Origin of the sequence: Pseudobacillus sp. FSL P4-0506, assembly GCF_038003025.1 — a bacterium.
Taxonomy (GTDB): Bacteria; Bacillota; Bacilli; order Bacillales; family Domibacillaceae; genus Pseudobacillus.
On record NZ_JBBOOI010000001.1, the window covers coordinates 4,299,291 to 4,312,292 of the forward strand.

Below are 13,002 nucleotides of genomic sequence, written 5' to 3' on the forward strand. Positions count from 1 at the left end.
TGATGAGGAGAAAACGGCAGAAGCTATCCTACCGCTTCCCCCTAAATTTTCTCTACATTAATTAAAGCAGGACGCTGCCCGTCACTTCCTGTTGTATAAGTTAGCAAGACTTGCTGATTTTCTTCGTGTGAATAAGATTCAGATGATCCATACGAAACTTCTAGTACTTGATATGAACCATCTATTAGTACTTCGATGGAACGATTATCAATAGCTCCAACGATCATTCCCTGACTTGTCTTTACATGATCCGCAGGAACTTGAAGACTTGTTCCAATGATGGCTACAGGGTATTGAAGCTTATTTAACTGCATAAGCGCACTCACTTTTGTATTGAATCTCTCGGCAAGAGAATACAAAGTATCTCCTGGCTTTATGTGATAAGTGACAGTCGGCGGTTTAACAGCCGCTACCTTCCCATCAGCCATCGTATTTTTCTGTTCGACGGTTGAGACAACGATCGTTCGTTGATTGCTTTTCGTCAAATTTTCTGCCGAAATATTAGTTTTTTTTGTTAAAATGGATAAAGAATCATCATTCTTGACGATATTAACAGTAGAGGAAGCCTGTTTTGGCTTTTGGGTTATCTTTTGGCCGGGTATTTTGCCTGGCTCTTTTTTATTTGTCTGTTCTTTATTTTTATAAATAATTAATTTTTGACCGATCTTTAAGGCATCTGTTTTCAATTGATTGTCTTGCCTAATCTTTTCAACTGTCGTGCCATACTTATTAGCTATCTTCCACAGGCTGTCTCCCGATTGAACGATATGTGTCACCGTTGAACCTGATGGGGCTGGTGGCTTTGGCTGTTCTGTCGGCTTTTGTCCCGCTCCTGGTTTGGCCGCTGACCCTTTTGGCGTAATGATTAGTTTTTGACCAATCTTTAAGGCATCTGTTTTCAATCGATTGTCCTGCCTAATCTTTTCAACTGTCGTGCCATACTTATTAGCTATCTTCCACAGGCTGTCTCCTGATTGAACGATATGTGTCACCGTTGAGCCTGATGGGGCTGGTGGCTTTGGCTGTTCCGTCGGCTTTTGTCCCGCTCCTGGTTTAGCCGCTGACCCTTTTGGCGTAATGATTAGTTTTTGGCCAATCTGTAATGCATCCGTTTTCAATTGATTGTCCTGCCTGATCTTTTCAACTGTCGTGCCGTATTTGTTGGCTATCTTCCACAGGCTGTCTCCCGATTGAACGGTATGTGTCACCGTTGAACCTGATGGGGCTGGTGGCTTTGGCTGTTCCGTCGGCTTTTGTCCCGCTCCTGGTTTAGCCGTTGATCCTTTTGGCGTAATGATTAGTTTTTGGCCAATCTGTAATGCATCCGTTTTCAACTGATTGTCCTGTCTGATCTTTTCAACTGTCGTGCCGTATTTGTTGGCTATCTTCCACAGGCTGTCTCCTGATTGAACAACATGATTGAACGAGCCGCTTATCTTTGTTTGTTGAGGGGTTACTTTCGTGACTGTTTGATCCAGCTTCTCCATGGCAGCTACTGCTACTGGTGCCTCTGTCGATTTTCCAGATGGTGTTGACCCTGTTTTAATTTCTTCTGGTTTGATGGATGGTTCAGTCTTTTCATTGCTTTCTTTATGAACCCCATTGTTTTCTAAATAATCCTTCTTTTGTTCCATTAATGTTAAATGAAGCGGCCGACCATTTTCATCAAGAGTTGGGACGATCATCTGCTGCCCAACATATAAATCATTAGAGGCAAAACCATTTTTACTTTTCAATTGTTCGACTGATACTTGAAACTTTTTGGCAAGCGAATAAATTGTGTCCCCCTCTTTCACCGTATAAGGGGCAGCACAATCGCATGCCTTTGCTTCTTCCGGCTGAACAAATACTGATGCAGCAGTTAATGAAACAGCCAGAGTTGCACCAATCCATTTAGAGTTTCTTTCATAAGCCCTCGCCTTCTTTAGCTTAGCAATCCTCTCTTGGCGAGTTTCCATCTTCTCGTGTTCCATACTCATCTCCCCATATATCTTTTTTCAAACAAGAGAATATTGAATTTTATCTACGTTACAATATTCTCCACAATAGGAAATATTACACGCAAACAGAAAAAACAACAAATTTGTTAAAATAATGACATTCTTATAATATATATATCTAAAATACTAAAAAAATTCCCAGCAATGGGTCTATTTTTCTAATCCCGTGATCCATTGCTTTCATGATAAAACCAATACAGGCTAGGATAAGGAGGAATGAAAGTAGGCATAAAGATTCGTGGTGCCTCTTTTCCTAAAACAATCAAACGTGGAGTTTAGGAAAAATTCATTAATTTTTCCTGCTTCATCTTTCTTTTATATATATAAAATAGCTCAATTATTGATAGAATCAGCCTATTCGCATGCTTTCATTAATTAATGGAAATAAACGGAATGAACAAGAGTGGAATAGAAGATTATCACCGCTTTTTATCATTCCTGCCAAAAACAAAGATGAGTCGTTTGACCTAAACGAATAAAAGAGGCTTACGTTGCAATTTAACAATGTTTCTTCTAACACGACTCTCATATATATAAAAATGACCTTTCCCCGATTGACTATTGGGGAAAGGTCTACTCTTTTTATTTTTTGTTTTAACCAATTAAGAATCATAATTGTGAAAAGGAAGCTCTCTTGCTTTACTAACTTCCACGCAAGAGGTGGTAAGAAAAGTCGATTTTACCTCTCGTTTTAAATGGAAGCCTCTCCGTTTTAGTTGTTTTCTTTTCCCTTCCATTTTTCCTTATTATTCTCTTCTACCGTCAGTGAATAAACCAATCTTTGGTTTATCCTGCTATAAGTGCCCAGAAGATATAATGATAAATCAAAGTATATAAAAAGAACTGCTGTAATAAGCAGTTCTTTACAATATATAGCTATAGAAGATTTAATTATCCGTGATACCAGCCTGTTTTTACATTAACCGTAACGATATAGTCGTAGTATACTCCATCCATCTTAGCGCTTACTGAATAGTATCCTTGATTGCCAAAAATACCGGATTTTTTATATCTGATCGTATCGATGGAATCTGCGTATCCTTGTCGCACTAGATCAGCTTCAAACGCCGCCTTCACCCCTGGCGCCCAATTATAGGGATCAGCAAATTTCAACTCGTGTGCTTTGACATAGGCGTATTTGTTTTTATATTTGATTTTAGACCAGCCATATTGATCAGCTGAAATCCAGTCGCCCTGATCCTTACCGATAGGTACACCGCCATATACTTGCACTGGTTGACCTGCCTTAATGCTCCCTACGGTTTTATACGAGGTGCCTGGAGAAGCTTTTACGACAAGGGATTTAGCTGCGGTGGCCTTATCATAATTTACAAACCCGCTTGAAGCTACGTACCCCGCTTTTCCATTATATTTAATCTTCGACCATCCACCTGATTCAGTGTTGTAAACAAATACCACTGTTCCATTCTTTAATGAACCGATAACTTTTGCTTTTGGACTTGGCTTTTCACGCACATCTAACTTTGCTACACCGACCGTATAGTGCTTGTTTACAGCCGCTGCTTCTGCTTGTTGTGAAGGTAGTAAAGTGGCGAATAAAATCAAAGCAGCAATGAACCCGACAATCTTTTTCATAAATGACCTCCTATATTCTCTATCAATGCGATGATTATACCACAACTTTTTTCCTATCAATTAGTTCTTTTTAGATTTTTTAAAAAAATTAACAAACAAAAGAGATGCCTTATTAGGTCATCTCTTTTAAATAGACTGCCATGGTCACATCACTAGCAAACTTCTTGGAGCCTTAAACCACTAAAGATACTGCCGCTTAATGCCAGCTTGCCTCTCTTTCGATATAGCAGGCATACATCCTAGGCCTTGAGCGTAACAATGGTAGATTGATGGAATGAATAAACATCATTTCCGGGGGGATTTTAACTTTTTTACATTTATAAAGATTATATTTTATTTTCACTTGTTCATTCAAACTTTTCATGTTACATTTAACAGGAATTATTTTTGTTCGGTAAGGATTGATAAGTGATATATATATACTTTCGTCTGGAAGATTTGGAGCAAGGATAGTAACACAATGTATGCGCTGCATACGAGGAGGAATTACAAATGGAACAAGGTAAAGTGAAATGGTTTAATGCAGAAAAAGGTTTTGGATTTATCGAACGCGAAGATGGAGACGATGTATTCGTTCATTTCTCAGCTATCCAAGGCGACGGTTATAAATCTTTAGACGAAGGTCAAGCTGTAACATTTGATATTGAACAAGGCCAACGCGGATTGCAAGCAACTAACGTTCAAAAAGCATAATACAAATCAACGAATAAAAACAGACTCTAAAATTAGAGTCTGTTTTTATTTTAAACACCATAAAAATTCCCTATTCACGAATGAATAGGGAAAATCGAAACAAGTAATAGTAAATGGTAGACCAAGTATAGCATAGTATTCTTATGATCACTAATGATTTTTATTTTTTAACGGTTATCCACCGTTTCGGGATACATATCGTGGTTCATTAAACGATAATTCGCCATTTCTTCAAACTTTGTTTCCGGACGTCCCCAGTTGCAGTATGGATCAATAGAAATGCCGCCACGCGGCGTAAATTTGCCCCATACTTCAATGTAGCGAGGATTCATTAATTCAATCAAGTCATTCATGATAATATTCACGCAGTCCTCATGAAAATCACCATGGTTACGGAAGCTGAATAAATAGAGCTTGAGTGACTTGCTTTCTACCATTTTGATGTCAGGAATATAGCTGATATAAATGGTCGCGAAATCCGGCTGACCAGTCACCGGGCAAAGGCTTGTAAATTCCGGACAATTAAATTTTACAAAGTAGTCCCGATTTGGATGTTTATTGTCAAATGACTCTAAAATCGACGGATCATATTCAAATGTATACTTCGTTCCTTGGTTTCCTAAAAGTGAAATATCCTGCTTTAATTCTTCTTCGTTTCTTCCTGCCATTAGAAGATCCCTCCCTGTTCAAACTATCTTCCATTATAAGCGTGCTTGCTGTGATAATCAAAAAAGATTTACAATAAGGGAAAGGAGTGATTTTTTGCATACGATTTCATCGCTTGCCGAATTGCAGACAGCCCTTCACGAGCATGAGGCTGTTCTTGCCTTTATTTCTGGCCCAAACTGTTCAGTATGTCATGCCATCCATCCACGTGTAGAGGAGTTGCTGAAACAATTTCCCGATGTATATGCTGTGGAGGCAAATATGGCGGAAGCACCCGACATTTCTGGTCAATATACGGTCTTTTCTGTTCCAGCTGTTCTTTTTTTCATTCAAGGAAAAGAACGATTTCGAAAAGCCCGTTTCATCTTGATGGACGAGTTGGAAGAAGAAATAAAACTTTCACTGAAACTAATATAGGACAGCAAAAAGGGATACTGTTTGTGTTTCACAGTATCCCTTCTCTATTCCCCTTATTCATTAGACAGAAACAGATTGGCTTTTGCCGCCTAGATAAGCATCTCGCACTCTTGGGTCCTTCATCAATGCTTTAGCTTCTCCTTCGATAGCGATCTCTCCCCGTTCCATCACGCATGCTCGATCAGCCACTTTCAAAGCAGCTTTTACATTTTGCTCCACTAAAATAATGGTTGTGCCAAATTCTGTGCGCAGCTGATCAAGGATATTCATAATGTCCTTAACAATCAGCGGTGCCAGCCCCAATGATGGTTCATCCAGCATCATTAATTTCGGGTTAGACATCAAACCGCGTGCAATAGCGAGCATTTGCTGCTCCCCGCCGCTGAGCAGGCCTCCGGGACGATCTTCCATTGTTTTTAACTTTGGAAACAATTCATAACAGCGGTCTATATCTTTTTGGAGTGTTTTTTTGCTTTGCCGATAGCGATGGTAAGCACCGAGCATCATGTTGTCTTTCACGGACAAAGCATCAAAAATCTGCCGACGCTCCGGTACAAGACAAATTCCCTTTTTAACAATGGCTTCTACCTTTTGCTTGCCGACCTCCTCTCCCTCATAGAGAATGCTTCCTTTGCGTTGTTGATAAATGCCGGCAATTGTACCGAGCAGTGTGCTTTTCCCAGCCCCATTTGAACCGACAATAGCGAAAATCTCCCCTTTGTTTAATTCAAAGGAAATTCCTTTTAACACATGGAGAAAGCCATGATACGTATGAATATCCGTTGCTTTAAGCATCAAATCGCCTCCTCCTCTTCCGTTCCAAGATAAGCGGCAATTACCTTCTCATTTTCATAAATTTCAGCCGGCGTACCTTCGGCAATCTTTTTACCATAATCAATAACGACAATGCGATCAGAAATTCCCATTACTGTTTCCATGTCATGCTCTACAAAAAGAAATGACATTCCTTCATCCCGCTTTTTCTTAATAATATCAACAAGCTGTCTTGACTCTTGCGGATTTAACCCGGCCATTGGCTCATCAAGAAGAATGAGCTTTGGCGAAGAAGCAGACGCTCTGGCAATTTCCAACAGACGCTGATTTCCATAAGGAAGCACTTCTGCCGGTTCAAAAGCGAGATCAGCAATTCCGACTTTCTCTAAACAACTCATTGCTATATCAAACGCCTGCTGTTCTTCCTTCCTCACACCCATCAACCGGAAACCGGCCTGTAGAAATCCTGTTTTTAATCGGCAATGCACACCGGTCATTATGTTTTCAATGACACTCATATTTTCGAACACCTGCAAGTTTTGGAATGTACGGGTAATGCCTGCATCAGCAATTTGGTAAGGCTGTTTTCCTGTTATTTCCTTCCCGCTGAAAAACACTTGCCCCGATGTAGGCGGCAACACACCGGTAATCATATTGAAAAGAGTTGTCTTTCCAGCACCGTTCGGTCCAATTACCGCCACGATTTCTCCTTCATTTAAATGGAAGTCAACGCCGCTAACAGCGACAACACCTCCAAAGGCTTTCGTTAATCCCTTCACTTCCAGCAGCGGTTTGCTCATTATTTACTCCCTCCCACTGTTGCATCAGCATTCGGCGGTCCAGTGATGGCGGTCTTTTTAGATTTCCGTCCCGCTAGACGTCCCCATAACTTTCCAAGTGTCGGTGCAAGTCCTTGAGGCATATAAATTAAAATGGCAACAAGAAGTACACCAAAGAAGACAATTTGGAATTCTCCTCCCACATTCGGGAAAAACACCGGAATAATGTCTTTTAAAAGTTCGTTTAACAGAACATAAACAATGGCCCCAATCATTCCTCCCCAAACACTTGCCGATCCTCCGATAACAACCATAATCAGGAAGTTAATCGACTCCATCGCTGTAAATAGATCTGGATTAATAAAAGTCACGTAATGAGCATACAAGCTGCCAGCAACGGAAGCGTAGATGGCACTTAACACAAATACCTTTAATTTGTACTGTTGAATATTCACTCCGATTGAATTGGCTGCCACATCACTGCCATGGATAGAACGGAGTGCCCGCCCAACACGTGAGTCAATAATATTTTTAGAAAAGATAATACCGACAATCAGTAGCGCCCAAATCAAAAAGTAAAATTTCACATCCGTATCAAAAGAAAATCCGAACAAATTAAATGATGGGATACCAAAGAATCCATTTAAGCCGCCGGTAAGCTCTTTTAATTCCTTGAAAAAGGTAAAAATAATGATACCGAAGCCAAGTGTGGCAAGCGCTAGATAATTCTCTTTAAGCTTCAATGTTGGGATGCCGATTAAAACCGCAATGATAATTGCTAAAGCCACACCAACCAGAATGCCAACAATTCCTGGCATTCCATAAGTCCCCGTCATGACAGCGGAAGCATAAGCGCCTATTCCGTAAAAAGCGGCGTGTCCCAGTGATATTTGTCCCGCATACCCCATAAGCATGGTCAATCCTGTTGTAACAATCGCATAAAGACCTACTAAGATCATGACACTTAACAAAAAGGAGTTAGCAAAAAAAGGAACAATGATGAGAGCAGCTATGAACAGCAAGAGACCGCCATAGTGCCTGTTATATAGCTCTTTTACTTTTGGATGATTCATCTACTCTACACCCGCTTTCCACTCGCTTTAGCAAACAGCCCATTCGGCATGAAGAACAATACGATAAGAAGTAAGGCAAAGCTGATTGCATCTTTATATCCTGACGTCCACAAACCTTCTGTAAATGATTCCAATATCCCAATCATAAAAGCGCCGATAATGGCAGCTGGCGCATTGGTCAACCCGCCAATTACCGCAGCAACAAAAGCTTTCATGCCAATCATTAATCCCATTTCGTATGTGGCTCCCGAGATCGGGGCGATAATAATACCGGCAATGGCTCCAAGCCCTGCACTCACTGCTATCGAAATAAAAGACATCCATTCGGGCTTAATTCCCATCAATCTAGCAGCAGAACGATTGACTACACATGCTGTAACAGCTTTTCCAATGAATGTTCTATTAAAAAAGTAGTGCATGGCAATTAAGCTGACGACTGAAATCCCCACTGCCCAAATGCTTTGTGGCAGCAATACGGCATTTAACACGTTAATCGGATTATTTTCTGTGAACGGCGACAATGATCTTGGCTGTGTTCCCCAAATTAGAATGGCAAGCCCGCGGATCGCAATCGCTACCCCAAGCGTGATAATAATCAATGTTGGGAGCGATGCATTACGCGCCGGATAGATGGCTGTCCGTTCAAAAATCCCGCCGATTAGCACGACGATTCCTATGCTTAAAATGATTCCTAATCCCATTGGCATATCCATGGAAACAAATGTAATCGCAAACATCGCCCCAAGCATAGCAAAATCTCCTTGGGCAAAGTTCAAAACGCCTGTAATGTTATACGTGATGACAAATCCGATGGCAACTAATGCATAGATACTGCCGATTGTTAAACCTGAAAAAATCAGCTGGATAAATTGACTGGTTAGCTCCATGTTTACTCCCACCTTTATCAGGAAAGCAGGGAATCCTCTTTCCTTCCCTGCTTCTCTCTTTAATCAATGATTCAGCTTGCTGCCGGTTACTCCCCTAGCTTCCATTCGCCATTTTCGTCGATTTTCACCATGACGAGACTATCAGACTTTAAGCCATTATGATCTTCTGGTGACATTTTAAATGTGCCTGAAATACCTACAAATCCATCTGTTTTCTCAATAGCTTCCCTTATCTTCTCTTTATCAGCTCCGCCTTTTTCAAGGGCTTCCGCTAAAATATGAATAGCGTCATACGCATGGCCACCAAAGGTGCTTGCTGTATTTTTATACTTGCTTTCATAGGCTTCTTTAAAAGCCGTAAGCTTTTCTTTTTGTGGATCATTATCGTCTAACTCATTTAATACCAATAGTTTTCCGGCTGGGAAAATAACTCCATTTGCTGCGTTTCCTGCTAATTCAATAAATTGCTTTGTCCCGATTCCATGGCTTTCAATGATGGGAACATCCATGCCAATTTCACGAATATTCTTCGTTACAACCGCTGATTCCTGCGCTGTTCCCCAAACAATAACTGCTTCAGGCTTTGCTTTTTTAACACGTGTTAAAGTAGATTTAGCGTCATTGACTGTCGCTTCAAATTCCTCTTCGATGACCGCTTTCACGCCATGATCGCCTGCAAGCTTTGTGAATTCCTCATGACCGCTAGTACCGTAGGAATTAGCTACATTAAGCCAGGCCACTTTTTTAATCCCCTCTTTTTCTAAATATTCAAGCAATTTAGGAATGACAACATCATCTCCCTGTGCCGTTTTAAACGTCCACTTACGCGGTGATTTGTCATCCGGGTTATTTACTTGCTTGCTGGCTGCCAGCGAAAGATATGGAATGCCTGCTTTTTCAACCAACGGTATCATGGCTAGACTGTTGCCGCTAATTGTTCCCCCGATAATTGCCGTTACCTTTTCTTGCTCAATTAATTTCTTTGTGGCAAGGACTGCTTCATTTTGATCTGACTTTGAATCGATGGAAATCAGTTTAATTTTCTTTCCGTCAATCCCGCCCTTTTCATTCAGTTCATCAACGATCATTTTTATCGTTTCCTCTTCGCCTTTCCCAAGTGGTGAAGCGCTTCCAGAAGCATCAATTACACTGCCAATCTTGATTTCTCCGCCTGAGTCTTTTCCATCCCCTGATGCAGAATCAGCGTCTCCCCCACTGCATGCAGCAAGGAACACCATCATGATTGATGTTAACAGCGCTAACATTCTTTTCTTCATTTCCTTCTCTCCCTTCAAACTTACAGCATCCTTCTAGGTCTAAAGTAGTTGAATTGCATTCGTAAAGTGTGGGAAGGAAAGCCGTTCTTTCTTTATAAAGTAAAGCTGATTTAATCATCGTAATATCATAAGTTAAATCAGCTTTCTTTTTTTGTTATACTTTTGGAGAAATTTAATAGGTAAGGAAATATAGCCTGGTTTATTTGAAAACCTTTCCATATCATCCTTTAAACGTAATAATATATTAAAAAAAGCGCGATGACAAGACAATTTTCATGAAAATATTAAATTTTCTGACATGTTATTTTATAACATTTAAAAGTTGTTCGTTACTCCAAACGTTATATACTATCATCCCTCTTTTTCTCTTTGCTTCACTTATTTTAAGATATTCTTTCCTCTTTCATTCATTCCGTCTCTCTAACTATTTCGACCCACTCAAATGACTCCTTTTTATTCATTTCCGCAGGAGAAATCGACTTCTCGCCTATCCACGGGCGATATTTATGAATAAAAAGCAGTAATTTACTACAAAAATCCTAATTAATTGAGTATAGAATAAGATATAATTTATTGTAGCTAAGATGGAAAATAAGCTGAATGAAGAAGGGGTTGGTTAGATGACGTTATTACATGAAGTACTGTCCTATAACAAAAAGTTCGTGAATGATAAAATGTATGAAGAATTTACAACAGATAAATTCCCTGATAAGCGTGTGGTCATTTTAACTTGCATGGATACGCGTCTGGTAGAATTAGTTACTAGAGCGATGAATTTTAGAAATGGCGATGTAAAAATCGTCCGCAATGCTGGAGCTATCGTTAATCATCCATTCGGAAGTATTATGAGAAGCTTGCTTGTAGCCGTCTATCAGCTGCAAGCAGATGAAGTATTAGTCGTTGGTCATCACGATTGCGGGATGAGTACGCTATCAAGTGATGTGATTCTAACTGCGATGAAAGAACGGGGCGTGAAAGAGGAAAAAATTGATACGCTCCGTCATGCTGGTATTGATGTAGATCATTGGCTTGAAGGATTCAGCAGTGTTGAAGAAAGTGTGAAGCACAGTGTCGATATGGTAAAGCAACACCCTCTCATGGTAAATGAAATTCCTGTGCACGGGCTTGTCATTGATCCTGAAACAGGAAAGTTAGATCTGGTTGTGAATGGATATGAAAAAGAAGCAGCTCTTTAAGGGCTGCTTCTTTTTCATATTATTGGCGGACATTTGTTTTCTTCCTTGTTCGTCTGACTGCTGTATTCCCCCTTCTTATCAAGCTTCGCACGTTGACAGACAACTACTTAAGAATTTAGGCTCTTGTACTCTGAGAAAGGTAGAAAACAAACCCTATATTTAAATTATCATTGCCGAAACTAATATAATTAGTTAATATATTAATTATATTAGTAATAGTTGGGAGTTTGATAAAAATGAAGATAACAAAGGCTGGTACATTGTTTCAATTGACTTTTATGCCCCACATTTTTCCTGTTAATTGTTATTTAGTTGAGGAAGAAACTGAACTTACACTCATCGACGCAGCTCTTCCCTATAGTGGAAAAGGGATTATGCATGCTGCTAAAATGATTGGCAAGCCAATCACAAAAATGATGATTACACATGCCCACGATGATCATGTGGGGGCACTGGATACTTTAAAGGAAGCAATGCCTAATGTTCCTGTCTTCATTTCTTCAAGGGATTCTTTATTGTTTGATGGTGATATCCGTCTTATGGAAAATGAAGCAGACAGTCCGATTCGCGGAGGAGTCCCCAAAAGGCTAAAAACCCGTCCAGATTCCCTTCTTCAAGAAGGAGAACGGGTTGGCTCATTGGAGATCGTATCTTCCCCTGGGCATACCCCTGGTTCCATTTCCCTTTTTGATATTCGAAATCGCAGCCTAATTGCTGGTGATGCCCTTCAAACAAGGGGAGGGATGGCAGTAGCCGGAATGATTAGACCATCCTTTCCATTTCCGGCATTCGGCACTTGGGATAAGGCGACAGCGCTTGAAAGTGCTAAAAAGCTAAAAAACCTTCGTCCCGGTCTGCTCGCTGTAGGGCATGGCAAAATGCTGGAACAGCCGGAAGGTTTAATAAATAAAGCCATTATTAAGGCAGAACAAAAATTACATCAATTCTCTTAAGAGGTGAACATACCATGTCTCCCCGTATGAAATTAGATTTGTCTGTTGTTTTGCAAAAAGCAGTTGAGCTCATTGACGATAACGGGCTCGAACAACTGTCCATCGGCGTGCTAGCAAAAGAATTACAAGTGCGTCCTCCCTCCCTCTACAACCACATTAACGGATTAGATGAGTTAAAACAGAAGCTGGCGATCCATGGCATAAAGTCACTGTACGAGTGCATGCTGCAAGCGGCGGTGGGCCGTTCAGGAGACGAGGCAATCAGAGCGCTTAGCCAAACTTATATAGAATTTGTAAGAACACATCCCGGGCTTTATGAAGCTGCTACCCGATTTCCTGATCCTGAAGATCGTGAACTGCATCAAGCACAGCAGGCTATCGTTAAACTTGTCGTTAAAGTTCTTCAGGCATACAACTTGAAGGAAGATACTGCTATTCACATGGTTAGAGGACTACGAAGCATTTTGCATGGCTTTACTTCGATTGAACAAATGGGCGGATTCGCGATGTCATTAGATATCGATCAAAGTTTCTCTATTTTAATTGATACTTTTATTGAAGGGATTCATTTAATGGCTGTGAAAGAGAACGAATAAGTCTCTGTGAAAAAATAAAAATATAGCTAGTTAAACAAGCTGATTTCTTTTGCGATTATATAAAAAGAGAACATGCTAAAGCACTTAGTGAAGAC

General features: G+C 40.3%; 13 protein-coding genes. 5 read left to right on the forward strand and 8 right to left on the reverse strand.

Annotated elements, in window-relative coordinates:
• Positions 1 to 41: 41 nt before the first annotated feature.
• Both MKZ02_RS21625 and MKZ02_RS21630 read right to left on the reverse strand, forming a co-directional pair.
• Positions 42 to 1,973 (reverse strand): LysM peptidoglycan-binding domain-containing protein, encoded by a 1,932-nt coding sequence (locus MKZ02_RS21625; RefSeq protein ID WP_340856201.1) that lies wholly within the window; start codon positions 1,971 to 1,973, stop codon positions 42 to 44.
• Positions 1,974 to 2,891: 918 nt separating this feature from the next.
• Positions 2,892 to 3,596 (reverse strand): SH3 domain-containing protein, encoded by a 705-nt coding sequence (locus MKZ02_RS21630; protein WP_340856203.1) that lies wholly within the window; start codon positions 3,594 to 3,596, stop codon positions 2,892 to 2,894.
• Positions 3,597 to 4,088: 492 nt separating this feature from the next.
• Here MKZ02_RS21630 and MKZ02_RS21635 point away from each other — a divergent pair, with 492 nt between their 5' ends.
• Positions 4,089 to 4,289 carry a cold-shock protein gene (locus tag MKZ02_RS21635; protein ID WP_120036333.1) on the forward strand — a complete coding sequence of 67 codons (201 nt, stop codon included), beginning with the start codon at positions 4,089 to 4,091 and terminating at the stop codon, positions 4,287 to 4,289.
• 167 nt (positions 4,290 to 4,456) lie between these two features.
• On the opposite strand, the gene queF is transcribed toward MKZ02_RS21635, so the two are convergent.
• Positions 4,457 to 4,957 carry a preQ(1) synthase gene (queF, locus tag MKZ02_RS21640; RefSeq protein ID WP_340856205.1) on the reverse strand — a complete coding sequence of 167 codons (501 nt, stop codon included), beginning with the start codon at positions 4,955 to 4,957 and terminating at the stop codon, positions 4,457 to 4,459.
• Between the two features lie 94 nt (positions 4,958 to 5,051).
• On the opposite strand from queF, the gene MKZ02_RS21645 reads away from it, so the two are divergent.
• Complete coding sequence (locus tag MKZ02_RS21645) at positions 5,052 to 5,372, forward strand: thioredoxin family protein (RefSeq protein WP_340856206.1); 321 nt, start codon at positions 5,052 to 5,054, stop codon at positions 5,370 to 5,372.
• Positions 5,373 to 5,432: 60 nt separating this feature from the next.
• Here MKZ02_RS21645 and MKZ02_RS21650 read toward each other — a convergent pair whose 3' ends face one another.
• The 5 genes from MKZ02_RS21650 to MKZ02_RS21670 all read right to left on the reverse strand — a co-directional run bounded on the left by MKZ02_RS21650 (position 5,433) and on the right by MKZ02_RS21670 (position 10,162).
• Positions 5,433 to 6,167 carry an ABC transporter ATP-binding protein gene (locus MKZ02_RS21650; protein WP_120036331.1) on the reverse strand — a complete coding sequence of 245 codons (735 nt, stop codon included), beginning with the start codon at positions 6,165 to 6,167 and terminating at the stop codon, positions 5,433 to 5,435.
• Positions 6,167 to 6,946, reverse strand: a complete 780-nt coding sequence (locus MKZ02_RS21655; RefSeq protein WP_340856208.1) for an ABC transporter ATP-binding protein — start codon at positions 6,944 to 6,946, stop codon at positions 6,167 to 6,169. Before MKZ02_RS21655 ends, MKZ02_RS21650 begins: the two co-directional genes overlap by 1 nt.
• Entirely contained in the window at positions 6,946 to 7,998 is a 1,053-nt protein-coding gene (locus MKZ02_RS21660) for a branched-chain amino acid ABC transporter permease (RefSeq protein ID WP_340856209.1), read from the reverse strand. The genes MKZ02_RS21655 and MKZ02_RS21660 overlap by 1 nt, the downstream gene beginning before the upstream one ends.
• 5 nt (positions 7,999 to 8,003) lie before the next feature.
• Positions 8,004 to 8,885 (reverse strand): branched-chain amino acid ABC transporter permease, encoded by an 882-nt coding sequence (locus MKZ02_RS21665; protein ID WP_340856211.1) that lies wholly within the window; start codon positions 8,883 to 8,885, stop codon positions 8,004 to 8,006.
• A gap of 86 nt (positions 8,886 to 8,971) precedes the next feature.
• Positions 8,972 to 10,162 carry an ABC transporter substrate-binding protein gene (locus MKZ02_RS21670; RefSeq protein WP_340856213.1) on the reverse strand — a complete coding sequence of 397 codons (1,191 nt, stop codon included), beginning with the start codon at positions 10,160 to 10,162 and terminating at the stop codon, positions 8,972 to 8,974.
• Positions 10,163 to 10,782: 620 nt separating this feature from the next.
• On the opposite strand from MKZ02_RS21670, the gene MKZ02_RS21675 reads away from it, so the two are divergent.
• The 3 genes from MKZ02_RS21675 to MKZ02_RS21685 all read left to right on the forward strand — a co-directional run bounded on the left by MKZ02_RS21675 (position 10,783) and on the right by MKZ02_RS21685 (position 12,907).
• Positions 10,783 to 11,358, forward strand: a complete 576-nt coding sequence (locus MKZ02_RS21675; RefSeq protein ID WP_120036327.1) for a beta-class carbonic anhydrase — start codon at positions 10,783 to 10,785, stop codon at positions 11,356 to 11,358.
• Positions 11,359 to 11,594: 236 nt separating this feature from the next.
• The gene (locus tag MKZ02_RS21680; protein WP_340856214.1) at positions 11,595 to 12,311 is read left to right on the forward strand and encodes an MBL fold metallo-hydrolase; all 717 of its coding nucleotides are present in this window, start codon (positions 11,595 to 11,597) and stop codon (positions 12,309 to 12,311) included.
• Positions 12,312 to 12,325: 14 nt separating this feature from the next.
• Positions 12,326 to 12,907, forward strand: a complete 582-nt coding sequence (locus MKZ02_RS21685; RefSeq protein ID WP_340856215.1) for a TetR/AcrR family transcriptional regulator — start codon at positions 12,326 to 12,328, stop codon at positions 12,905 to 12,907.
• The last annotated feature ends 95 nt before the right edge of the window (positions 12,908 to 13,002 follow it).

Bases quoted from the DNA above. Each gene is read 5' to 3' on its own strand.
- MKZ02_RS21625 (WP_340856201.1), bottom strand. From the start codon at position 1,973: ATGGAACACGAGAAGATGGAAACTCGCCAAGAGAGGATTGCTAAGCTA.
- MKZ02_RS21630 (WP_340856203.1), bottom strand. From the start codon at position 3,596: ATGAAAAAGATTGTCGGGTTCATTGCTGCTTTGATTTTATTCGCCACT.
- MKZ02_RS21635 (WP_120036333.1), top strand. From the start codon at position 4,089: ATGGAACAAGGTAAAGTGAAATGGTTTAATGCAGAAAAAGGTTTTGGA.
- queF (WP_340856205.1), bottom strand. From the start codon at position 4,957: ATGGCAGGAAGAAACGAAGAAGAATTAAAGCAGGATATTTCACTTTTA.
- MKZ02_RS21650 (WP_120036331.1), bottom strand. From the start codon at position 6,167: ATGCTTAAAGCAACGGATATTCATACGTATCATGGCTTTCTCCATGTG.
- MKZ02_RS21655 (WP_340856208.1), bottom strand. From the start codon at position 6,946: ATGAGCAAACCGCTGCTGGAAGTGAAGGGATTAACGAAAGCCTTTGGA.
- MKZ02_RS21660 (WP_340856209.1), bottom strand. From the start codon at position 7,998: ATGAATCATCCAAAAGTAAAAGAGCTATATAACAGGCACTATGGCGGT.
- MKZ02_RS21665 (WP_340856211.1), bottom strand. From the start codon at position 8,885: ATGGAGCTAACCAGTCAATTTATCCAGCTGATTTTTTCAGGTTTAACA.
- MKZ02_RS21670 (WP_340856213.1), bottom strand. From the start codon at position 10,162: ATGAAGAAAAGAATGTTAGCGCTGTTAACATCAATCATGATGGTGTTC.
- MKZ02_RS21675 (WP_120036327.1), top strand. From the start codon at position 10,783: ATGACGTTATTACATGAAGTACTGTCCTATAACAAAAAGTTCGTGAAT.
- MKZ02_RS21680 (WP_340856214.1), top strand. From the start codon at position 11,595: ATGAAGATAACAAAGGCTGGTACATTGTTTCAATTGACTTTTATGCCC.
- MKZ02_RS21685 (WP_340856215.1), top strand. From the start codon at position 12,326: ATGTCTCCCCGTATGAAATTAGATTTGTCTGTTGTTTTGCAAAAAGCA.